At 62.2% G+C, this 21334-nt stretch carries 24 protein-coding genes, 2 tRNA genes and 1 other RNA gene; 15 read left to right on the top strand and 12 right to left on the bottom strand.

What is annotated here, in order from left to right:
* Window positions 1-37: 37 nt before the first annotated feature.
* From icd to HZR20_RS08145, 3 genes are all read right to left on the bottom strand, one after another.
* Window positions 38-1315, bottom strand: a complete 1278-nt coding sequence (gene icd / locus HZR20_RS08135; protein ID WP_181686098.1) for an NADP-dependent isocitrate dehydrogenase — start codon at window positions 1313-1315, stop codon at window positions 38-40.
* Between the two features lie 96 nt (window positions 1316-1411).
* The gene (locus tag HZR20_RS08140; RefSeq protein ID WP_181686099.1) at window positions 1412-2107 is read right to left on the bottom strand and encodes a hypothetical protein; all 696 of its coding nucleotides are present in this window, start codon (window positions 2105-2107) and stop codon (window positions 1412-1414) included.
* A gap of 66 nt (window positions 2108-2173) precedes the next feature.
* The gene (locus HZR20_RS08145; RefSeq protein WP_181686100.1) at window positions 2174-2659 is read right to left on the bottom strand and encodes a DUF309 domain-containing protein; all 486 of its coding nucleotides are present in this window, start codon (window positions 2657-2659) and stop codon (window positions 2174-2176) included.
* A 123-nt stretch (window positions 2660-2782) separates the two neighbouring features.
* Here HZR20_RS08145 and HZR20_RS08150 point away from each other — a divergent pair.
* The 6 genes from HZR20_RS08150 (at window position 2783) to HZR20_RS08175 (ending at window position 9464) form a co-directional block, all read left to right on the top strand.
* Window positions 2783-2866: transfer RNA gene (locus tag HZR20_RS08150), tRNA-Leu, on the top strand.
* A 684-nt stretch (window positions 2867-3550) separates the two neighbouring features.
* Window positions 3551-5776, top strand: a complete 2226-nt coding sequence (locus HZR20_RS08155; protein ID WP_181686101.1) for a beta-glucosidase — start codon at window positions 3551-3553, stop codon at window positions 5774-5776.
* A gap of 144 nt (window positions 5777-5920) precedes the next feature.
* Window positions 5921-6328, top strand: coding sequence for a succinate dehydrogenase, cytochrome b556 subunit (gene sdhC / locus HZR20_RS08160; RefSeq protein WP_181686102.1), 408 nt, complete (start codon window positions 5921-5923; stop codon window positions 6326-6328).
* Window positions 6329-6331: 3 nt separating this feature from the next.
* The gene (locus tag HZR20_RS08165; RefSeq protein ID WP_181686103.1) at window positions 6332-6700 is read left to right on the top strand and encodes a succinate dehydrogenase hydrophobic membrane anchor subunit; all 369 of its coding nucleotides are present in this window, start codon (window positions 6332-6334) and stop codon (window positions 6698-6700) included.
* The gene (locus HZR20_RS08170) at window positions 6697-7626 is read left to right on the top strand and encodes a succinate dehydrogenase/fumarate reductase iron-sulfur subunit (RefSeq protein ID WP_181686104.1); all 930 of its coding nucleotides are present in this window, start codon (window positions 6697-6699) and stop codon (window positions 7624-7626) included. The genes HZR20_RS08165 and HZR20_RS08170 overlap by 4 nt, the downstream gene beginning before the upstream one ends.
* Before the next feature lie 5 nt (window positions 7627-7631).
* Entirely contained in the window at window positions 7632-9464 is a 1833-nt protein-coding gene (locus HZR20_RS08175) for an FAD-binding protein (RefSeq protein WP_181686105.1), read from the top strand.
* Window positions 9465-9838: 374 nt separating this feature from the next.
* Here the strand turns inward: HZR20_RS08175 and HZR20_RS08180 are convergent, their stop codons facing one another.
* The 3 genes from HZR20_RS08180 to HZR20_RS08190 form a co-directional block, all read right to left on the bottom strand.
* A complete protein-coding gene (locus HZR20_RS08180) occupies window positions 9839-10288 on the bottom strand; it encodes a metal-dependent transcriptional regulator (protein ID WP_181686106.1) in 450 nt (149 codons plus the stop codon).
* Window positions 10289-10374: 86 nt separating this feature from the next.
* Entirely contained in the window at window positions 10375-10743 is a 369-nt protein-coding gene (locus tag HZR20_RS08185) for a hypothetical protein (protein ID WP_181686107.1), read from the bottom strand.
* A 125-nt stretch (window positions 10744-10868) separates the two neighbouring features.
* Window positions 10869-11045, bottom strand: a complete 177-nt coding sequence (locus tag HZR20_RS08190; protein ID WP_181686108.1) for a hypothetical protein — start codon at window positions 11043-11045, stop codon at window positions 10869-10871.
* A 144-nt stretch (window positions 11046-11189) separates the two neighbouring features.
* Between HZR20_RS08190 and HZR20_RS08195 the strand changes: the two genes are divergently transcribed.
* Both HZR20_RS08195 and HZR20_RS08200 read left to right on the top strand, forming a co-directional pair.
* Window positions 11190-12182 (top strand): 5-methyltetrahydropteroyltriglutamate--homocysteine methyltransferase, encoded by a 993-nt coding sequence (locus tag HZR20_RS08195; protein ID WP_181686109.1) that lies wholly within the window; start codon window positions 11190-11192, stop codon window positions 12180-12182.
* Window positions 12179-13234 carry a methionine synthase gene (locus HZR20_RS08200; protein ID WP_181686110.1) on the top strand — a complete coding sequence of 352 codons (1056 nt, stop codon included), beginning with the start codon at window positions 12179-12181 and terminating at the stop codon, window positions 13232-13234. Before HZR20_RS08195 ends, HZR20_RS08200 begins: the two co-directional genes overlap by 4 nt.
* Window positions 13235-13249: 15 nt before the next feature.
* Here HZR20_RS08200 and HZR20_RS08205 read toward each other — a convergent pair whose 3' ends face one another.
* Window positions 13250-13723 carry an NUDIX hydrolase gene (locus HZR20_RS08205; RefSeq protein WP_181686111.1) on the bottom strand — a complete coding sequence of 158 codons (474 nt, stop codon included), beginning with the start codon at window positions 13721-13723 and terminating at the stop codon, window positions 13250-13252.
* A gap of 74 nt (window positions 13724-13797) precedes the next feature.
* Window positions 13798-14769 (bottom strand): transcription initiation factor IIB, encoded by a 972-nt coding sequence (locus HZR20_RS08210; RefSeq protein WP_181686112.1) that lies wholly within the window; start codon window positions 14767-14769, stop codon window positions 13798-13800.
* A 179-nt stretch (window positions 14770-14948) separates the two neighbouring features.
* Here HZR20_RS08210 and gatC point away from each other — a divergent pair, with 179 nt between their 5' ends.
* Together gatC and gatA are read left to right on the top strand one after the other, a co-directional pair.
* Entirely contained in the window at window positions 14949-15227 is a 279-nt protein-coding gene (gene gatC, locus HZR20_RS08215; protein ID WP_181686113.1) for an Asp-tRNA(Asn)/Glu-tRNA(Gln) amidotransferase subunit GatC, read from the top strand.
* A complete protein-coding gene (gene gatA / locus HZR20_RS08220) occupies window positions 15224-16531 on the top strand; it encodes an Asp-tRNA(Asn)/Glu-tRNA(Gln) amidotransferase subunit GatA (RefSeq protein WP_181686114.1) in 1308 nt (435 codons plus the stop codon). Before gatC ends, gatA begins: the two co-directional genes overlap by 4 nt.
* Window positions 16532-16555: 24 nt before the next feature.
* Here gatA and HZR20_RS08225 read toward each other — a convergent pair whose 3' ends face one another.
* Window positions 16556-17674 (bottom strand): glycosyltransferase, encoded by a 1119-nt coding sequence (locus HZR20_RS08225; RefSeq protein ID WP_181686115.1) that lies wholly within the window; start codon window positions 17672-17674, stop codon window positions 16556-16558.
* Window positions 17675-17769: 95 nt separating this feature from the next.
* On the opposite strand from HZR20_RS08225, the gene HZR20_RS08230 reads away from it, so the two are divergent.
* The 3 genes from HZR20_RS08230 to HZR20_RS08240 all read left to right on the top strand — a co-directional run bounded on the left by HZR20_RS08230 (window position 17770) and on the right by HZR20_RS08240 (window position 19290).
* The gene (locus HZR20_RS08230; RefSeq protein ID WP_181686116.1) at window positions 17770-18063 is read left to right on the top strand and encodes a ribonuclease P protein component 4; all 294 of its coding nucleotides are present in this window, start codon (window positions 17770-17772) and stop codon (window positions 18061-18063) included.
* Window positions 18064-18136: 73 nt separating this feature from the next.
* The gene (locus HZR20_RS08235; protein WP_181686117.1) at window positions 18137-18385 is read left to right on the top strand and encodes a YhbY family RNA-binding protein; all 249 of its coding nucleotides are present in this window, start codon (window positions 18137-18139) and stop codon (window positions 18383-18385) included.
* Window positions 18382-19290 carry a mechanosensitive ion channel family protein gene (locus HZR20_RS08240; RefSeq protein ID WP_181686118.1) on the top strand — a complete coding sequence of 303 codons (909 nt, stop codon included), beginning with the start codon at window positions 18382-18384 and terminating at the stop codon, window positions 19288-19290. Before HZR20_RS08235 ends, HZR20_RS08240 begins: the two co-directional genes overlap by 4 nt.
* A gap of 271 nt (window positions 19291-19561) precedes the next feature.
* Here HZR20_RS08240 and ffs read toward each other — a convergent pair.
* Window positions 19562-19874: signal recognition particle sRNA (gene ffs / locus HZR20_RS08245), an RNA gene on the bottom strand.
* A gap of 68 nt (window positions 19875-19942) precedes the next feature.
* Window positions 19943-20326, bottom strand: coding sequence for a DUF7548 family protein (locus tag HZR20_RS08250; RefSeq protein WP_181686119.1), 384 nt, complete (start codon window positions 20324-20326; stop codon window positions 19943-19945).
* Window positions 20327-20410: 84 nt separating this feature from the next.
* On the opposite strand from HZR20_RS08250, the gene HZR20_RS08255 reads away from it, so the two are divergent.
* On the top strand, window positions 20411-20716 hold the full coding sequence (locus HZR20_RS08255; RefSeq protein WP_181686300.1) for a DUF5798 family protein: 306 nt from the start codon (window positions 20411-20413) through the stop codon (window positions 20714-20716).
* A gap of 6 nt (window positions 20717-20722) precedes the next feature.
* On the opposite strand, the gene HZR20_RS08260 is transcribed toward HZR20_RS08255, so the two are convergent.
* Complete coding sequence (locus tag HZR20_RS08260; protein ID WP_181686120.1) at window positions 20723-21136, bottom strand: CoA-binding protein; 414 nt, start codon at window positions 21134-21136, stop codon at window positions 20723-20725.
* A 95-nt stretch (window positions 21137-21231) separates the two neighbouring features.
* Here HZR20_RS08260 and HZR20_RS08265 point away from each other — a divergent pair.
* Window positions 21232-21306, top strand: a tRNA-Arg gene (locus HZR20_RS08265).
* Window positions 21307-21334: the final 28 nt, after the last annotated feature.

Here is a 21334-nt window from a genome sequence, read left to right on the forward strand (position 1 = left end):
GTCGTCGGAACGCGCGTTCCGACTGCGCGAAAGCTCGCTATGCGAGTTTCTCGATATTGTCGATGATTTCCTCGGCGTACTCCTCGGTACCGAGCTTCTTGGCGTCCTCGAGCTGGCGTTCGAGGTCGTAGGTGACCTTGCCCGACGAGATGGTTTCCTCGACGGCGTCACGCACGAGGTCGGCGGCCTCGTCCCAGCCCATGTAATCGAACATCAGACGGCCGGAGAGGATCATCGCGGTCGGGTTGGCCATGTTCTGGCCGGCGCGTTTCGGTGCACTGCCGTGGACCGGCTCAGCCAGGACGCGAGCGTCGCCGAAGTTTGCACCGGGTGCGATCCCGAGCCCGCCGATCTGGGCACCCGCGGCGTCGCTCAGGTAGTCACCGTTGAGGTTCGGCATCGCGAGCACGTCGAACTCGTCGGTGCGCAGTTGCATCCACTGGAGCATCGCGTCGGCCAGTCGCTCTTCGACCATGACGGCCTCGTCTGGGATGTCGACCTCCTCTTGGGTCTCCCACAGCGAGTCGGGCGCGGCGAAGACTTCCTCGTCGGGGTACTCCTCCTCGGCGACTTCCATGCCCCACTCGCCGAACTGCCCTTCGGTGAACTTCATGATGTTGCCCTTGTGGACCAGCGTTACCTTCTCGCGGTCGTGCTCGATGGCGTAGTCGATGGCCTTCCGCACGAGGCGCTTGCTCCCGAACTCGGTGATCGGCTTGACGCCGATGCCGATCGGGCCGTCGTGCATCATGTCGTCGTAGCCCATTTCGTCTTCGACGAACTCCCGGACCTGCTCGACCTCCTCGGTGCCGGCTTCCCACTCGATGCCGGCGTAGACGTCCTCGGTGTTTTCCCGGAAGGTCACCATGTCCATCTCTTCGGGCGCTTTCATCGGTGAGGGAACGCCGTCGAGGTAGTAGGTCGGGCGGACGTTCGCATAGAAATCAAGCGTCTGGCGCAACGCGACGTTCAGCGAGCGGAAGCCGGCGCCGACGGGCGTCGTCAGCGGGCCCTTGATCGCGACGCGGAACTCGTCGATCGCATTGACGGTATCGTCGGGCAGGTTCTCGTCGTACTTCTCACGGCCGGATTCGCCAGCAAAGACGCGCATCCAGGCGATGTCGCGCCCGGTCGCTTCAGCGGCGGCATTCAACACTTTCTGGGCGGCCGGGCCGACGTCCTTCCCGATCCCATCGCCGTGGATGATCGGGATGATCGGATTCTCCGGAATGTCGAGTTCGTCCGCTTCCTCGTCGATGACGTCGATGGGCTGTCCCTCCTCGGGGACTGAAACGGTGTCGTAACTGTCAGCCATGTTCCGACCCTCGCTCGTGGTCCACAAAGGCCTGCCGCTTTCCGCGAGAATCGAACTTCCGGCACGTCTTGCAGTGTTTCCGATGCAGGCGGTGACTCACCACATCGCGGCTGCGACCCCGACGGCGAGCGCCGGCCCCTGCGTAACGATCGCTCGCGGCAGTCGCTGGCGGGCACCGTCGAGCGTATCGGTGAGGGCGCCTGTCGCCCCGTCGAGAACCCCTTCGCCGTGGCCGACCAAGATCCGGTCAGGCTCCATCTCACCGAGGAGCTCCCGCGGGGGAAACGCCCGACAGGGTAACGTCAGTGTGACCCGCTCGCCCCCGACCGTCCAGTGAGTCGAGAGTAGGTCCGGCGTGTACAGCGTCCCGTCAGACTCCCGGTAGGCGACCCCCTCGCGCCAACCCGGAAGCGGATCGACGCGCTCGACGATGAACCCCGACTTTCCGGGTTCGCGTTCGTAGCGTTCGATCGGCGCGTTGACGGTCCCGGGGACGCGATCCATCCACTCCGGGAGGAACACGGACACATCGTAGCGATCGGCGAAGACGTCGGCGTCGCGGGTGTGCCAGTTCGAGAGGACGGCGACGCCGACCACCTCGCCGAGATCCGCGATCAGGTCGTCCACTCCAGGTGCATCCAGTGGATCGAACAGCCAGACGCCGTCGTCGCCTCTGACGGCGTGACTCGCTCGCTCCCCCCGTTCGTCAGGGTGGGCGATCCAGCCGACACCGGCGTCGAAGCGATCGACGATCCGGGGATCGGTCGCCTCGCCGCGATCGTAGATCGGCATGGTCGGGACTGGCGAGGTGTGGGCCAAAGAGCTTCCGGACCCGGGCGAAGAGCGGATCGTCGGCGGTCAGTCCAGTCCGGCCGCGAACGCGTAGGCCGCCTCGCCGCCTTTTGGGTAGCCGCCGTCGAGGCCGATCCGCCAGCCGTCGAGTTCCGCGGGGTCGTCGATCGCGTTCGTGACGACGGTCCTGACGTCGAGTACGTCGACGCCGTAGTAGTCGTGGGGGATGTCCCGAAGGTACTGGAGTGCCGTCTCGAAGAGACTGCACATTCCTGCATCGTTCTCGAAGTCGTAGTGCTTGTACGCGCCCGCCGCGACCTGGACCATCCCGTGGAGGAAGGCACTCTCGGTCGTCCCGCTCCCGTAGTTGTACCATTCGTCCTCGAAACAGTCGTGTGAATCGTGATAGCCCCCGTCGTTGTAGAGGGCAACGCCGTGGACGACCGCACGCCGGAGCGTCGCGTGCTCCCACTGGCCCTCCGCCGGGTGCCAGCCGGTCGGCGATCCGCTCGCGGGCGGACCCACGGATGGGTCGCGCGTATGACGGTCCATTGATTGTCGGGAGGGGCCGAAAACGGGTAAGTTCAGCGTCCGGGGAAGTGCGACCGTTCGGACGTGTCGGACAGATCGAAACCGCGTGATTTAACCGCCCGAACGAAGTGTTCCCGAATGCGTGCGAGGGTAGCCAAGCCTGGAAACGGCGGCGGACTCAAGATCCGCTCCCGTAGGGGTCCATGCGTTCAAATCGCATCCCTCGCACTGCTGGGCCCATGCGGCCCCTCGCAACAGTGCAGGAAGATCGTCCCTCTCGGGGGCCATCTTCCCTCGCAAAATTACTGCTGAAGTTGACTGGGAAGCCACGCCTGGAAACGGCGGCGGACGCAAGATCCGCTCCCGTAGGGTCCTCGTGAGTAGCGAGGACGAACGACAGTGAGTCCTCGACCAGAGCGAACGGAGAGCATAGCGAGCCGTGAGCAGCGAGGACGAACGACAGTGAGTCCTCGGAGCGAGCGGTGTAACCGCGAGCAGAGTGAGTCTTCCGGTGGTCCATGCGTTCGGTTGCATCCCTCGCACTGCTGGGCCCACGCGGCCCCTCGCAACCAGTGCAGGAAGATCGGCGAGGTCGCGAAGCGACCTCGATGCGAACGGCGCGCCGCGCCGTGAGCTGGAGCGGTCTTCCCTCGCAAAATTACTCACAGCATACAACCCGATAGCGACTGCACTACCGGCTTCGAAGTCATCTACAGACAGCCGTTCCCACCGTAGTGGGTGGCTGCGCACTGGTGTAAATCTCGGAAGAACGATTTCACTAATTACTAAATGCCTGGGGGTCGTAGGTGAATGTACAACAGGATGTCAGCCCGAGCACCAGGTGACTGTCGCGTTTCGAGGACGGTCACGCGATTCACGTGATCCAGCCTGACGTCTACCCATAGCTAATCCATGACTAACCCAGATTCTTCCAACGACCGAATCGATGCACTGATCGAGAAACTCACCCTTCAGGAGAAGATCGACCTCGTTCACGGCGATCACGACCCGGCCGAACTGGCGACAGGGTATCTGCCGGGCAACGACCGCGTTGGGGTTCCGTCGCTGTCGCTGGTCGACGGCCCGATGGGTGTTCGGGCAGTCACCGCGACGGCGTTCCCCGCCTCGATCGCGCTGGCAGCCGCCTGGGACAGTGACCTCGCACGCGAGCAGGGCGAGGCCCTCGGGACGGAAGTCTTGGGCGCCGATCAGGACGTCCTGCTGGCTCCCGGGTTCAATATCATCCGGGCCCCGCAGTGCGGTCGCTCTTTCGAATACTACAGCGAGGATCCACACCTGTCGAGTCGACTCGCCGTTGGGACCATCGAGAGCGTCCAGTCGGCCGGCGCGATGGCGACGGCGAAACACTACGTGGCCAACAATCAGGAACACCAGCGACACGCCGTCAGCGCCGAGGTCGACGAGCGAACGCTCCGAGAGATCTATCTTCCGGCCTTCGAGGCGGCCGTGAAAGAAGCCGACGTGGCGTCGGTGATGGCGTCGTACAACCGAATCAACGGCACCTATGCGACCGAACACGAGCGGCTTCTCACGGATGTCCTCAAAGACGAGTGGGGCTTCGATGGCTTCGTCGTCTCGGACTGGTGGGCAACGACCGACGCCGTCGGTGCTGCCCGTGGCGGGCTCGACCTCGATATGCCCGGCGTCCCGGTCCACGAATGGCAGGAGAACGAGAGTCGCATCCACCGGGCGATCGGTGCGTTGCCTGATGCCGCGCCGAAAGACAAACTCGCTGCACTCGCGGCCAAACCGTGGCTGCCTGACGGGGCGAATCCGAACCTCTTCGAGGGGAGCGTTTTCGAGGACCCACTCCGGGAAGCCGTCAAGGGTGGCAAAGTCCCCGAAACTGCCCTCGATGAGAAGATCGCTCGCACGCTCTCCCAGATGGAACGCTTTGGCATGTTTGACGACGAACAACCCGAGGGGTCGGTTAACGACCCTGCCCACGAGACGGTTGCTCGTCGCGTCGCCGAGCGTGGGACGGTCCTCCTCCAGAACGACGGCGTCCTCCCGCTGGATGAAGAGCCTGCATCCATTGCTGTCATCGGGCCGAACGCCGACAAGGCCAAGATCGGTGGCGGCGGGAGTTCTGAAGTCGATCCCACCGATGCCATCAGCCCGCTCGATGGCATCCGTGAACGCACAGATGGCGAGACAACCGTCTCCTTCGAGCGCGGCGTCGAACGGATCGAGGACCCCCACGACGAGGATGAGGGTCCCTTCGGTCTCCCCGTTCCGGATGCGATCGACGACGCACTGTCGGGCGACGACGAGGGCCCATCGATCGACGCGGCGGCTCGCGTTGCCGAGTCTGCGGACGTCGCTGTCGTCGTGGTTCAGGACAACGCTTCAGAGAGCGAGGACCGCTCGCTATGGCTGCCCAACGAACAGGATCAACTGGTCGCTGCTGTCGCCGATGCAGCCGAGAAGACGGTCGTCGTCGCGCGGACGGCCGGACCGGTCCGGATGCCCTGGGCCGGTGACGTCGACGCGATCGTCGAGACCTGGTATCCCGGTCAGGAAGACGGCCACGTCACCGCCTCGGTCCTCTTCGGCGATGTCGACCCGAGCGGCCGCCTGCCGGTCACCTTCGCCCGCCGGACCGATCATTACCCCGCAAGCACGGAGGGCCAGTACCCTGGCATCGAACTGGAGGCGGAGTACTCCGAGGGTGTGTTCGTGGGCTATCGGCACTTCGACGCTGAGGACATCGAACCGCTGTTCCCGTTCGGGCATGGCCTGAGCTACACCGACTTCGAGTACGACGACGTGACCGTCGAGGCAGGTGACGGCCCCGAAGCGACGGTGGAGGTAACCGTCGAGAACGTCGGCGATCGCGACGGTCACGAGGTCGTTCAGGCGTATCTCGGCCAGGACGACCCGTCGGTCGAACGCCCGCCCAAAGAGCTGGCTGCCTTCGAATCGGTCGAACTCGCCGCCGGCGAGTCCAAGACGGTCACGCTCGAAATCGAGGAGCGTGACTTCGCCTATTACGACACCGAGGAGTCGGCCTGGACGGTTGAGGACGGCGACTATACGGTGTCAGTCGGCCGCTCCTCGCGGGACATCGTCGACACTGACACGGTTTCCGTCGAGGACTTGACGGTCGTCGAATAATCGATTTCAGGAGTATCTGTTTTCGACGCGATGGCTGATCTTCAGTGAAGAACTGACCGAACCCGAACGCCGTCTGTGTCTCAGAACCGGCGAAGCGTTTCCTGGGGACAACAACTATCATGGTCCGGTCCGTCGCTTGTGCGTATGGCACAAACGTACGACCGCGGGGCCGTCGAGGACGTCGGCCGCTGGCGAGAGTTCTCCGCCGGGATGTGGGCGTGGGTGCTCCACAAGTTCACCGGCTGGGTGCTCGTCGGCTATCTGTTTACGCATATCGCTGTGTTGAGTACCGCTATCGGCGCTGATCCGGCCGCCGCACCCCAGGATCTGTACACGACGACGCTTGTGGGACTGGAAGACTTGCTGGTCGTGCGACTGCTCGAAGTCGGGTTGCTTGCCGTCGCAGTCTTTCACATGCTCAACGGCATTCGACTCCTGTTTATCGATCTGGGCCTCGGACTAGAGCGCCAGGACCAGAGCTTCTACGCATCGCTGATCATCACGGGCGCAATCGCGGTCGCCAGCGTCCCAACGTTCCTCGCGGGGGTGTGATCGATGGCAGAATACTACTCTTCGTTCGAATCGGGCGGCTGGGGCTGGTTCCTCCAGCGGATTACAGCCGTCGTCTTGATCGGAACGCTTGCCTTTCATTTCTTCCTGCTGCACTTCGTCAACCACGCCGCCGAGATCACGCTTGCGGGGACCCAAGCCCGGATGAGTCAGGTCGGGTATTTCCTGACGATGATTGTCTTCCTCGTCACCGCGACGTTCCACGGCGTCAACGGAGTGTACAACGCACTGCTCAACCAGGGCATCTCGGGGACCCAAAAGCGCGTCGCCAAGTTTGGTCTCTCGCTGGCCGGTCTGCTATTGATCGTCCAGGGAGTCCGCGTGGCAATCGCAATGGCGGGGATTAGCCTATGAGTGCCGACACTGACCCAGAGACGGACACAGAAGCGGAGGTCGAAGCCGAGACAGAGACGCCGCCTCCCGCTGACACCGAGCCGGAACCGTCCGTGCCTGAACCCGGCACGGAATCCCACCAGGACAGGCGGATGCGCGAAAAGGGCGAACAGGCGATCGCCCGCGAGGAGGCAGCCGCGGACGCGGCGGCCGAAGAGATCGAAACCGTCGAGATCCGGGTCTACCGGTACGATCCCGAGGTCGAGGGCAAGACGACGCCACGGTTCGACGCCTTCCATGTCCCCATCGAAGAGGGAATGACGGTACTTGACGCGTTGATCTATGCGCGCGACGAGTTCGATTCGAGTCTGACCTTCCGTCACTCCTGCCGGCAGGGTGTCTGTGGGTCGGACGCGCTGTTCGTCAACGGCGCCCAGCGGCTCGGGTGTCAGACCCAGATTTCCGATCTCGAGGCCCCGGTCCAGATCGAACCGTTGCCCCACCAGGAGGTCGTCAAGGATCTCGTCGTGGACATGCAGCATTTCTACGAGCAGATGGACGCCGTCGAGCCGTACTTCGATCCGGACGAGGAACCTGAAGAGGATCTAGAGGAACAACGCCAGACCCGAGAGAACCGCGAGAAGATCAAGCTCTCGACGCGGTGTATCCAGTGTGGGGCGTGTACGTCCTCGTGTAACGTCGCTGCTGGTGACAACCAGTATCTCGGTCCAGCGGCGATCAACAAGGCCTATCGGTTCGTCATGGACAAACGCGAAGGCGAAGATCGTCGGAAGCAACGTCTGGAGACTGTCAAACAGGAACACGGCGTCTGGCGGTGTCAGACCCAATTCTCCTGTACGGAGGTCTGTCCGAAGGACATCCCGCTGACCGAGCACATTCAGGAACTGAAGCGCGAAGCGATCAAGGAAGACATCAAATTCTGGTGATTACAATGCACGAACACGACGTCATCGTCGTCGGTGCGGGCGGCGCGGGGTTACGAGCAGCGATCGCGGCCAAAGAGGAGGGGGCCGACGTAGCTATCGTGACGAAGCTTCATCCAGTCCGCAGCCACACGGGCGCGGCCGAGGGCGGGATCAACGCGGCCCTTCAGGAGGAAGACTCCTGGGAAGACCACGCCTATGACACGATGAAGGGCTCGGACTTCCTGGGGGATGCCCCGGCGATCGAGACCCTGACAAAGGACGCCCGGGAGGACGTCATCCAACTCGAACACTGGGGGATGCCCTTTTCCCGCGAAGAAGACGGGACGGTCTCTCAGCGCCCCTTCGGCGGGCTTTCCTATCCGCGGACGACCTACGCCGGTGCGGAGACGGGCCACCACCTGCTGCACACGATGTACGAACAGGTGGTCAAGCGCGGGATCGAGGTCTACGAGGAGTGGTACGTCACTGACCTCGCGGTCACCGACGAGGACGATCCCGAAGACCGGACCTGTCACGGCGTCGCCGCCTACGACATCAAGAACGGCGCAGTCGAGGGATTCCGTGCTCGGGACAGTGTCATCCTGGCGACCGGCGGACTCGGCCAGGTGTTCGATCATACGACCAACGCGGTCGCCAACACCGGCGACGGCCAGGCGATGGCCTACCGGGCTGGCGTGCCCTTAGAAGACATGGAGTTCGTCCAGTTCCATCCCACGTCGCTTCCCTCGACCGGCGTCCTCATCTCCGAGGCTGTCCGTGGCGAGGGTGGCATCCTCTACAATGCCGAGGGTGAGCGATTCATGTTCGAGCGCGGGTACGCCAACAACGAGGGCGAACTCGCCTCCCGTGACGTGGTCTCTCGGGCGGAACTCACTGAGATCAACGAAGGGCGGGGAATCGAAGACGAATACGTCCACCTCGATATGCGCCACCTCGGTGAAGAGCGCATCATGGACCGATTGGAGAACATTCTCCATCTCGCAGCGGACTTCGAGGGCGTCGACGGCTTAGAGGAGCCCATGCCGGTCAAACCCGGCCAGCACTACCAGATGGGTGGTATCGAGACCGACGAGAACGGCGAGACCTGTATCGAGGGGCTCTATGCGGCCGGTGAGTGCGCCTGTGTCTCAGTTCACGGCGCCAATCGTCTCGGTGGGAACGCCCTGCCGGAACTGTTCGTCTTTGGCAAGCGCGCGGGCTATCACGCCGCCGGCCGGGATATGAAGACGGCAGAGATCCCGACTGGGCCATCGGCCCGCAGTGAGGCCGGTGACGTGAGCCCGGCGGTCGAACCTGGGGCGATCGAACCTGCCACGGACGAGGACGCGGTCGCCGATGGCGGCCAAACGGCTGACCCGACGGCTATCGTCGATCAGGAGGTCGAAGCTGAACGGGAACGCATCGAGCGCCTTCTCGAAGACGACGGGACGAACCACGCCGACATCCGCGCGGACGTCCAGCAGACGATGACCGAATACGTCAACGTCTTCCGGACCGAGGAGGGGATCGAGACGGCACTCGAAGACTTGCAGGATGCCCGGCGGGACTACCAAGACGTGGCAGTCGAGGATCCATCCCGGACGTTCAACACTGACCTCATCCACACCTTGGAGACGCGAAATATCATCGATCTCGCCGAGACGATCGCGCTGGGTGCACTCGCCCGGACTGAATTCCGTGGGGCCCACTGGCGGGCTGAACACCAGACCCGTAAGGACGACGAGTGGCTCAAGCATACGATGATCGCCTGGAACAACGGCGATCTCGACCTCTATTACGTCCCGGTCATCCTCGACGGTGAGAGCAAAACGTACGAACCGGTCGACCGCAGTTATTGACGCGAATACCGTCTGCTGACGGTGTTGGTTTGCCACTACTGACTGATTTGTGTCTGTACTTCTATGGGGACGCTGCTATTATTGAGTGAACGGATCGAAAGTAAAGTGGGTGGGGTGGGGGGGTGGGGGAGAGTGGGCACCATATGGTGCCACACGAACAACACAGTGCATCATGGTAAAAAGGTTGTTGGCCGCATTATCATAACTGATTCTCGTATGTACGATCGACCAACTGCGTGGAGATGGCGTGGCATACCATTCGATAAGATGCGTCGTCGTCGGGCTCACTCTGATAGCAGTTGTTGATCTGAGGAGCTATCGTTGGCGTCGAATAAGTCTCGAAGCCGGACATATAGGTGTATACTCGAAGTCGATCAGTCTGAACTGGCGTCCAGATGCGTACAGTGCTTTGCCTCGGCATCATAACAGTCCGGGCATTCCTCACGGCGGTCGACGTACCGGGTCAACCGAGCGGCAACATCGTCACTTAGTGCGTGTTCGAGTTCGCACGCTTCCTCGTGAAACCCCTCAGTCACGTCCAGTCCATCGACGAGGAATCGCTCGATGAGGCAGTGTTTGGCTAGTAAGTCCGCTGCTTGACGCTCACCTGCGTCGGTAAGGGTGGCTCCGCGTCGCTTTTCGTATTCGAGGAGTCCGTCGTCCTGGAGGCGCGAGAGCATCTGTGTAACGCTGGGCGGGGAGACAGCTAGTCGGTCAGCGATTGCACCGGTCCGAGCCGGCTGGCCGTCCCTGGAGAGCAGATATATCTCCTTGAGATACATCTCGACGCTCTCGCTGACGGCCGAACTGCCGTGGTGGCTCATGATAGTTTCGTGTAATGCCCAACCAATGAAATACTCACGGGTCCGCTAAAGTTGGTCGCCCCTCACACCGACTGCCCGATGGACGTTTAACTCTGTCTCGTCGTCGGTTCGAGCCCCAGCGCGAGCCCAATGTTGAGCGCTGTCAGGAAGACGCCAAGCACGAACAGCCCCAGCGCGAGCCGAATATCCGATGTGATCGGGAGGGTCGGACTGATACCGAGGGTCGCAGCCCCCGCCATCAATCCGCCCGCCGCGCCCGACCAGCGAGCCGTCTGCCAGTCGTCACCCGGTGACGTATAGCGGGCGAGATATCGGAGTGAGAGAGCAATCCCGAGTGCCCAGAAGAGTCCGAGCATGACTGCGAACATCGGATCGGCGACCAACCACGCGTACGTTGCGCCCCCGACGGCACTACCGATTACTGCCGAAAACGTCCACGAGAGGGCACGATGCATGCACTCAGATGGCTTCCAGACCGCCTTAGTCACTTTGGTCGTATGGTGAGTGACGAACGTGTCCCCCATGCTCACGGACTGGGAATCGTCTACCGGCGAGGGGCTGGTAGCGACACTGTCCCGACTTAATCGTTTACGTCCCCCGCGACGATGCGTGAGTTCGAACTCACCGCCCAGGTGTGCCCACACGCTTGGTTGGTACACTCGTACGCGTAGCTGTCAACACCTTCGGCATGCGTCCCCTCAGCCCCACACTTCGGACAGTACGTCTGATACGATTGATCGACGGTCGCGTTTACCACGGATAGACAAACGCTCGGCGATATCCATAATGAAAGTTACGGTTTATTTTTGTCCGACACGAACTCCTCACCAGTGGTGTTATAACCTAGGCGAATTCATCCGAAGAAGAAATATTAAAGGCCCTCATTCCGTAACCGGATATAATGACAGAGATAGTTGCGACCACACCAGGGTTGTATCCCTTGCCGGACCGGGCAAAAGACGACCTAGCAGATCGCAAAGGCCACCAGAAGAGCGACCTTATCAGCGGCAACGAAGGCAACGCGATCACCGAGGCATACGATCACGCCCGCGAGGAAGTGATCGAGCGCCAGCAGACAGCTGGTCTCGACCGGGTCGTCGAGGGGCAGTTACGGTGGGACGACATGCTTGCCCACCCGCTCGCGGTCCACGACAACGTCGATACCCGCGGAATCGTGCGGTATTACGACAACAACAACTTCTATCGCGATCCGGTGATCGAGGGCGAATTGACGCCGGACGGCGATGTCGCGAGCGAACTCGATGCGGCGGCCGAACTCGTCGATTCGGGACTCCAAGCGGTCCTGCCTGGTCCGTACTCGCTTGCGGACCTTGCCTCCGACGAGCACTACGGTGACGACGCGGCGCTGCTCGACGGCGTCGCGCAATTCCTCGCGGGGGAACTCGAGCAGTTCCCCGACGTCGAGACGCTGTTCCTGCTCGAACCGTCGCTCGTGACCGACGCGCCGGGTGATGGCGACGACGAGCGTGCGAGCAAGGCCATCGACACTGTCGCGGACGCAATCGACGCCGAGGTCGTCGTCCACACCTACTGGGGCGCACTCGAAGAGAAGGTACACGCGCATCTACTCGATGCCGACGTCGACGCCCTGGGGTACGACCTGGTCAGCGATCACGAACAGACGATCTACAACGTCAACGAGTACGGGACAAAAGACGATGTGGCACTCGGCCTCGTCGACGGCCAGAACACGCTGTTGGAGACGCCCGCGGAGATCCGAGAGCGTATCGAGTGGTTCAGTGAGGAGACGGTCAACGACTTCGAGACCGTCTACGCGACGCCCAACACCGAACTGTTCTACCTGCCAGTCAACAAGGCCGAGGCCAAACTCGATGCGCTTGCCTCGGCGGCAACCGAGGAGGTGTCCCTATGAGCAACACACGCGAGCAATTCCGGCCGGCCGATCACGAGAACGACCACTTCCTGCTGACGACCGTCGTCGGTTCGTACCCGAAGCCAAAGTGGCACGACCGCGCCCGCGAACTCTTCGAAGACGAGGACGCCGACTTCGATGCGGATGAGTGGGAAGAGTCGAAAGACGACGCCGCCCGGATCATCACCGACGAACACGAACGGGCGGATCTCGACGTGATCACCGACGGCGAGATGCGGCGCAACGAGATGGTGGAGTTCTTCGCCAAGCGCATCGAGGGGTACGACTTTAACGGCCGCGTGAAGGTCTGGGGGCACAACTACTTCGATAAACCTAGCGTCGTCGACGACGTCGAGTACACCGAGTCCTGGCTCGTTGATGAATACGAGTTCACCGCAGACGTCGCCGACGCCCCCGTCAAGGTTCCTATCACGGGACCCTACACACTGGCTTCCTGGAGTTTCAACGAAGTCTATGACTCCGAAGAAGCGTTGACCTACGCGCTGGCTGATCTCGTCAACGAGGAGATCGAGGCGCTGGTCGATGCTGGCGCGCGCTACATCCAGATCGACGAGCCCGCCCTGGCGACGACACCCGACGATCACGCCATCGTCGGGGAGGCCCTCGAACGGATCGCCAAAGACGTGCCCGAGGATGTCCGACTCGGTCTGCACGTCTGTTATGGCGATTACTCCCGGATCTACCCCGAAATGCTGGAGTACCCCGTCGAAGAGTTCGATCTCGAACTCGCCAACGGCGACTTCGAGCAGATCGACGTGTTCAAAGACCCCGAATTCACGAAAGACCTCGCGCTGGGCGTGCTCGATGTCCACGACACCGAGGTCGAGTCCGTGGCGGAGATCAAGGAAAACATCAAGAAAGGCCTGGAGATCGTGCCGCCCGAGCGCCTGACGGTCTCGCCGGACTGTGGCGTGAAGCTCCTCCCCCGCGAGGTCGCCTACGAGAAGATGGCGAACCTCGCCGAGGCCGCCCGTGAAGTGGAAGCCGAACTGGACGCCGGTGAGATTGACGTGCCCGCAGCCGAGAACTGATCGCTATTGCGTTTCCTACCGATTTTCGACCGCTTCGATCGCCCGCTTTCCGATCTCGACGACGTCATTCGCCAGCCTGTCGCTTGCTGCCTCCAGGTCAGTCGCCGAAAACCATTCCCAGGCCTCGGCCGGTGCTTCGCCATCTGCGGGATCGATGGCACGACTATCGACGGCGCCATAGAAGATGAAGTCGATGTGCTGGTGGCCGACCTCGCCGTCGTGGACATTGATGTCTTCGAGCAGGAAGTGCTGTGGCTGAGGGATACTCTCGGCCGTCGCTGAGTCGAGGTCACCTTGGGGCGCGATCAGCTCCGGGTCGAGGCCGAGTTCCTCCCTGACTTCCCGGCGCGCGGCGACATGTGGCAATTCGTCGCGATCGATGTGGCCACCCGGTGGGAGCCACATGTCGAGTTTGTCGTGTTCGTGGAGGGCTGTCTGGCCGTCGTGGACGACGTAGACTGTCGCGACGAAATGGCGGGTTGTCTCCATACGCACGGCCGAGAGGGCAATCGAGTTGAACCTGCCGAAACGGACGCCAGAAGAGCGTGAAATAGAGGGCGCGATTAACTCGCCTTGATGCCTTCTTTGGCTTCGAGCAACTCGTGATAGCGGTTGCGGATGGTGACTTCGGAAATGTTTGCGACCTCACTGACTTCGTTCTGGGTCACCTTCTCGTTTGCCAGCAGCGAGGCGGCGTAGATGGCCGCGGCGGCCAGGCCGACCGGACTCTTCCCGGAGTGGACGCCTTCCTGCTTTGCGTTCTCCAGCAGGTCACGGGCGTGTCGCTCGGCCTCTTCGGTGAGATCGAGGTCCGAGGCGAATCGAGGGACGTAACTCGTCGGGTCAGCCGGCTTGACTTCCAACCCGAGTTCGCGGACGACGTACCGATAGGTTCGGGCCGTTTCGTCTTTCTCGACTCGGGAGACGTTGTTGATTTCGTCGAGGCTCCGCGGATTGCCCGCCTGGCGCGCGGCAGCGTACAGCGAGGAGGTGGCAACGCCCTCGATCGAGCGGCCGGGAAGGAGATCCTCGTCGAGTGCGCGGCGATAGATCACCGAAGCGGTCTCACGGACGTTTTCGGGCAGACCCAGTGCCGAAGCCATACGATCGATCTCGCCTAAGGCCTGCTTGAGATTTCGCTCTTTGCTATCTCGCGTGCGGAAGCGCTCGTTCCAGGTCCGGAGGCGCTGCATTTTCTCGCGCTGGCGCGAAGAGAGGGAGTTGCCGTAGGCGTCTTTGTCCTGCCAGCCGATGTTGGTCGAGAGGCCCTTGTCGTGCATCATGTTGGTGGTGGGCGCACCGACCCGGCTCTTTTCGTCTTTCTCTTTGGAGTCGAAGGCCCGCCACTCAGGCCCCGGATCGATCTCGTCTTCCTCTACCACCAGTCCACACTCACTGCAAACCGTCTCTCCGCGTTCGGAGTCCGACCGGAGGCTGCCGCCACACTCTGGACAGACGTGTTCGGTTTCCTGTTCGTCCTCACTAGTCTCTTGCTGACTCGCTCGCTCGTAACTTCTGAGGGTCGTATCTGACATTGGTCGAGTACGTCACGGGCCGGAGGCCCGAAGAACTGTTTCGCTCGTCTTTGTGTTTTCTTTGGGAGAACTTAAATTCTTTGGTCGACCAAAACCGGCAGCCATCACCGGAAATACGGCGTCCTATTCGGGACCCGATGTTTCGAAACCCTTAGTGGCGGTCCCACCCAGGCGAGGATATGAGCGAATCGGCCGTCGATCCCGACGAGGTCGAACACATCGCGGATCTCGCGCGGGTGAATCTAGATCCCGAGGAACGCGAGCGGTTCACTGAGCAGTTCGCGGACATTCTCTCGTATTTCGAGACGCTCGATGAGGTGCCCGAAGTGGAACCGGACGCGGAACTGACCAACGTCATGCGCCCCGACGAGGTCACCGAGAGTCTCGACCGCGAACAAGCCCTGGAAAACGCTCCTGACAGCGAAGACGGGTTCTTCAAGGGGCCAAACGTCTCATGAGCTACAACGCCTATATCACCAAGGAGCCGATCGACGGAGCCGACGACGGCCCGCTGGCCGGTCGTACCGTCGCCGTCAAGGACAATATCTCGACGGACGGCGTCCGGACGACGGCGGGCTCTGCGATGCTCGAAGACTATGTGCCGCCCTACGATGCAACGGTCGTCGAGCGCCTCAAGGCGGCCGGCGCGACGATCCCCGGCAAGACCAACATGGACGAGTTCGGGATGGGGACGACAACGGAGACGTCGAACTTCGGGCCGACGGAGAACCCCGCTGCCGAAGGGCACGTCCCCGGTGGCTCTTCGGGTGGCTCGGCGGCGGCGGTCGCCGCGGGCGAGGCTGATCTCGCGCTGGGAAGCGACACCGGCGGGTCGGTCCGGTGTCCAGCCGCCTTCTGTGGCGTCGTCGGGATCAAGCCGACCTACGGACTGGTCTCCCGGTACGGACTGATCGCCTACGCCAACTCCTTAGAACAGATCGGCCCGATCGCGCCAACAGTCGAAGACGCGGCCGAACTCCTCGAAGTGATCGCCGGTCAGGACCCCAATGACGCGACGACCCGTGACGCGACCGACGAGATCAGTGGTCGGACGCCAGACGACGATATCCGGGCGTACACCTTCGCCGACGCAGCCGACGGCGATGTCGATGGGCTAGAGATCGGGATCCCCACGGAACTGCTTGCCGGTGCCGACGAAGACGTCGTCGAGACGTTCTGGGATGGGATCGACGAACTGGAATCGAAGGGCGCGAGCTATCACGAGGTCGACCTCCCGTCGGTCGAGCACGCTGTCGAGGCCTACTACGTGATCGCGATGAGCGAGGCCTCGTCGAACCTCGCCCGGTTCGACGGCGTTCGCTACGGCCGTTCGGGTGGCTACGACGGCAACTGGAACGAGACCTTCGCCAGGGCCCGCGAGGAAGGCTTCGGCGAAGAGGTCAAGCGGCGCATCCTCCTTGGGACGTATGCACTTTCGGCGGGCTATCACGACAAGTACTACAAGAAGGCCCAGGACGCTCGCGCCTGGGTGAAACAGGACTTCGATTCGGCACTCGAAGACGCCGACGTCCTGGCCAGTCCGACCATGCCAGTCCCCCCGATGGAGCGCGGCGAGAGTCTGGACGATCCCCTCAAGATGTACCTCGCAGACGCCAACACGACGCCGGTCAACCTCGCGAACCTCCCGGCGATATCCGTGCCAGCCGGCGAGACCGACGACGGACTACCAGTCGGACTCCAGTTGGTCGGTCCGGCATTTGGCGAGCGGACGATCATCCGGGCCGGGAGTGCGCTGGCCTGAGAACGAAAAATCTCGTTGCGGTCCCTAGTATTCCGCGAGGATGCGTTCGTAGACGTCCGTGAGTCGATCCACGGCGTGATCGATGCTGATCGTCTCGCGTCGACCGAGACATTGCTCGGCGAGCGTATCCCGTTCGGCGAGCACGCGATTTATCGCCGCCTGAAAGCCCGTGGTGTCACCCTGGGGGTAAGAGTAGCCGTTGACGCCGTCTTCGATGGTATCCGCCAGGGCACCGCTGTCGACGCCGGCGACTGGTGTCCCACAGGCGTTGGCTTCCAGCGCGACAAGTCCCTGCGTCTCGACGGGACTCGGGAACGCGAAAACATCCAATGCGGAGTAGAAGGCTGGCAACTCCTCACGCGGCAGAAAGCCAAGAAAGCGAACGTCGACGTCGGCTGCCTGTGCCCGTGCTTCGACATCCTCACGAGCAGGGCCGTCACCGCCAAAGACGACGGTCACGTCCATCCCGTCGGTGGCCGCGACGATGTCCGAGAGACACTTTTCGTACCCGTGACGACCTGTGTACCCGACGAGGGGGCGGTCAGTCGGCAGATCGTACTGTGCACGAAAGTCATCGCCGGCGACCGGCTGGAATCGCTCTACGTCGATACCGTTCGGCACAACCTCGACCGGTGTCGAGACATCGACCGTCTCGACGATGTGATCACGGGCGCGCTCGCTCGGTGCGACCGCGATGTCGGCACGATTGAAGAACCACCGCTCGTAACTTGTCGCCGTCCGTCGGACCGTCTGCTCGACGCGTTCGCCCAGCGAGACGTACGCTGCGTACTCACTGGTCGGTGTGTGATAGGACGCGATCAGCGGGAGGTCCCGCGAGCGAGCGACCCGCATCGCGCTCACACCAAGCCCGAACGGGGTGTGGGCATGAACGAGGTCCACGTCCCCGATCGCCTCCGGGACGCGCGGGACGCCCATACGAAACCCCTCGTAAAACGGAAACGGAAGGCTCCGGACGGGATACTCTCGATCCTCCGGCTCGTAGTCCTCGGCGTCCGGGTAAACGATCGCCATGTCGCCACCGCGGGTTTGCCAGCGGTCCCGCCAGGCCTGGACAGTGTAGCTGACGCCGTTGACCGTCGGCAAATAGGTGTCCGTGAACGCGCCGACAGACGGCAGTGCCATGCTGGAGTTGACTTGGCCGAGGACCGATTAATGCGTTGTGATACGCCCAGCGTCGACCGACACCCCTAACCCGGCGACTGGGCTACGTGAGGGTGATGAGCGACGACGGGACTATCGCTGCCGAGCGGATCGAGGTTCTCGCCGAGCAGGCCCGCGAGGCGGCACGAGCAGGCCACTCCGACCGCGCACAGGAGTGCGTTCGTCGGGCACGTCGGGTCGCGGAACGCCACCGGCTTTCCCTGCCCCCATCGTTCGAGCGGTTTGTCTGTGATCGCTGTGATACCTATCTGCGTCCCGGACGGAACGCACGGGTTCGAACACAATCTGGCCATGTTGTCGTGACGTGTGACTGCGGTGGCCAGACTCGGTACCCATACGCCGACGAGTGACAGGGGCCAGTGAACGGGCGACAGTGCTCGTAGTGGCTAACCTTGAAGCGCGTCCGGTCCAAACCCATTTGATATGAGTGATCTGAATCCGAGCGACGCAATGCACAAACTCGACGTGACTCTCTGGGTCGGTAAACACGGCGTCGATGCCGTCGCCGACGAACTCGCCGATCAACTCACAGACCGTGAGTTGGTGAAAGTCAAGTTTCTCCGGGCTGCACGCGCGGACGGTGACGTCGAAGCACTGGCGACAGAGCTAACTGAACAGGGTGGTGGGTCCGTCGTCGAGACACGTGGCCACACGGCGGTGATCAGGGGATGATTCCTCCCGGGCCCGTACCACTCCAGGTCGAGTCCGGATTCATCGCGCGGTTGCTGGAGAACGCAAACGTGCCCTACGCGGATGTGACCGGGGCTGTAATCACGTTTATCCTGGTCTCAGTCGGTGTGTATTTCCTCGGCCGAATGACTATCGTCCCGCTGGTCAATCGCGTGCTGAAAGCTCGGGATCTCGACGCTCACGCGCGAACGCCGATCAAGAAGCTCACCGGTGCTATCGTCGTGTTCGTCGCCATCGCGGTCGCCTTTGCCTTTGCGGGTTTCGGGAATATCCTCACTGCGCTGGCGACCATCGCCGCGGCCGCGACGCTTGCTATCGGGTTCGCTATGCAGGACGTGATCGCGAACTTCGTCGCCGGCGTGTTCATCTTCACGGATCAACCGTTCCGCATCGGCGACTGGATCGAGTGGGACGATCGTAGCGGCGTCGTCGAGGACATCAGCCTCCGCGTGACTCGCGTTCGGACCTTCGACAATGAACTCCTGACGGTGCCCAACTCTCACCTGACCGACGGCGTCATCAAGAATCCGGTCGCCAAAGAGCAACTCCGCCTGAAGTTCACGTTCGGCATCGGATACGACGACGATATCGACAAAGCGACGGAGATCATCGTCGAGGAAGCCGAGGCCCACGACGAAATCCTCGACGATCCCGCGCCGTCGGTGCGTCTCATCGAACTTGGAGACTCCTCGGTCGGCCTGCAGTCGCGGATCTGGATCGCGAATCCGAGCCGCGGCGACTTCGTCAAGACCCGCGGGGAATACGTCCAATCTGTCAAAGAGCGATTCGACGACGTAGGGATCAATATCCCGTACCCGAATCGCACGATCGGTGGCGGACTGGAACTCGAAAACGCCGACGGAATCGTCGAGCCGGTCGACGACTGAACGCCAGACGAGTTCGCGGACGGCTACGGTACTATCTTGCGCGAACAGTCCACTTGCATTTGTGCCAACCACCTGCTGCACTAGTATTGGTACAACCGGCTACAGAGCATCCGCGCTGAACGAAGTGAGGCGCGGTTCACCGGCGACGAGACGCGAAGCGACGAGTCGCCGGGTCGTTTTGCCCCACGTTTTTGCGGGGAGGGGTACCCGCAGTGAGCAGCGAGGCTGCGAACGAGGATACCCCTCCCCGTAAAAAGTGGTATATGAATGGAATCGGACAGCCGAGATGGCCCGGCGTTCGGACGTGGGGAATCCCGCGTGCCTCCTCCACCCCGCGACCCTGCGAGCGGCAGGTGTCCGAGGGTCCGCTGCTCGCTTCCGCGCCTGGCGGAGTGCCCTCGGTTACCGACACCGGCACGCCCCTGCAGGCGATTTGGTGTCGACCGCTACCCCCGTAGGACGAGGCTTCGACGTTGGCTAACGGGGCCCGCGTCCGTCTGTCCGGACGCCCCCGGGGTTCGGCCCCCGCTAAAGACCATAGCGCGGGTGACGAGCGGGGCCTAACCGCCCGGCCTAGTCCGGTTTGAACGTACTTCGGTTGCCCATAAGGGCCTTTCGGCTCGTGATTCTGCCTCGACCACGACAGGGATCGTCACCAGATCCGAAGTTCTCGTGCGTACCAGGCCGCGACGATCGGAATCGCGCCAGCCGTCGCGACGAGGGCGTGACGGTGAAAGCGTGTGATCGACAGCACGTCAGTTCTTGCTGTCAGCGCCCAGGCAATCGCCATCCCGGAGGCCAACAGCCCAATTGCCAGCGTGATACCAGCGGCGAGGGCGGGATCGGTTCGTTCTTCGTGGCCCGCAGCAAAGACGATCACGGCGATCAGGACAAGTAACCCGCCGAGCAATGGGTTCACTACCCCCGTATCGTAATAGAGGCCGGCCCCCGAAGACTGGAACGGGATTGCCAGTGCCGAAAGGAAGGCCAAACAGGCCAACACACCCACGAGCGGGGCCAGACGGGTTCGATCCATGGGAGTGCCTGGGACCGACGTGACCTTAATGGCGACGTTCCGCGGACCGAAAAGCGCACAACCTGGGAGTCACAACGCATGGTCATGGGATTTGGCGATACCGCAAAGAAGCTTCAGAAAGTCACCGGCATGGCAGAAGATCTCTACGAGAAGATGAACGATCTCCGCGGACAGATCCAGTCACTCCGGGAGGAACTCGAAACCACGAGCGAACAGGTTAACGAGATGGAACGTGACCTCGCCGAACAGCGGGCGTTGCTGGAAGCGCTAGCCGAGGAACAAGGACTCGATGTCGACGCGATCGTCGCGGACACTCATATCGAGGACACTGCTGCGGTGGCCGACGCTGAGGGAGGAGCCGAAAGCGACGACGAGACAGTCGAGCAGTAAGTCGCCTCAGGCGAGCAGCCGCTGGTGTTCGACTTTCAGACAGTGGTCTTGGACGACGCGCCGGCCGGCGTCTTCGGCCCGCGCGACAGCGTCGTCGTGGGTAATCCCGAGTTGAAGCCAGATCGCTGGTTCGTCCTCGTGATCGAGTGCGGCATCGACGATTTCGGGTACTTCGTCGCTCGGCCGGAAGACGTTCACAACATCGATCTTGTCGGGGACGTCGGCGAGGGAATCGTAGGCCTTGCGGTCGAAAATCTCCTCGGCGAAGGGATTGACCGGGATCACGTCGTAGCCCGCATCGAGCAGGTATTTCGGAATGTCGTGGGCGTCTTTACCGGGCGTCGAGGAACACCCGACGACGGCGATAGTGGTTGTGGTATCGAGTAGTTCTCTCAGTCGGCCATCGTCGTCGATTGGCATACCTAAGTATGGGGGTGCGTTATGGAAAAACATACCGTCGAACTAGATAGAGACATTTTTTACAGTGGATCCCCTCCATCCGAATGTAACCGAAAGGGCGCTTAGCTCAGCCTGGACAGAGTACTTGGCTTCGGACCAAGCTGTCGTGGGTTCAAATCCCTCAGCGCCCGTACTTCTGTCGCTCGCAAATCGCGAGCG

It is taken from the genome of Halorhabdus salina (genome assembly GCF_013839425.1).
GTDB classification, from domain to species: domain Archaea; phylum Halobacteriota; class Halobacteria; order Halobacteriales; family Haloarculaceae; genus Halorhabdus; species Halorhabdus salina.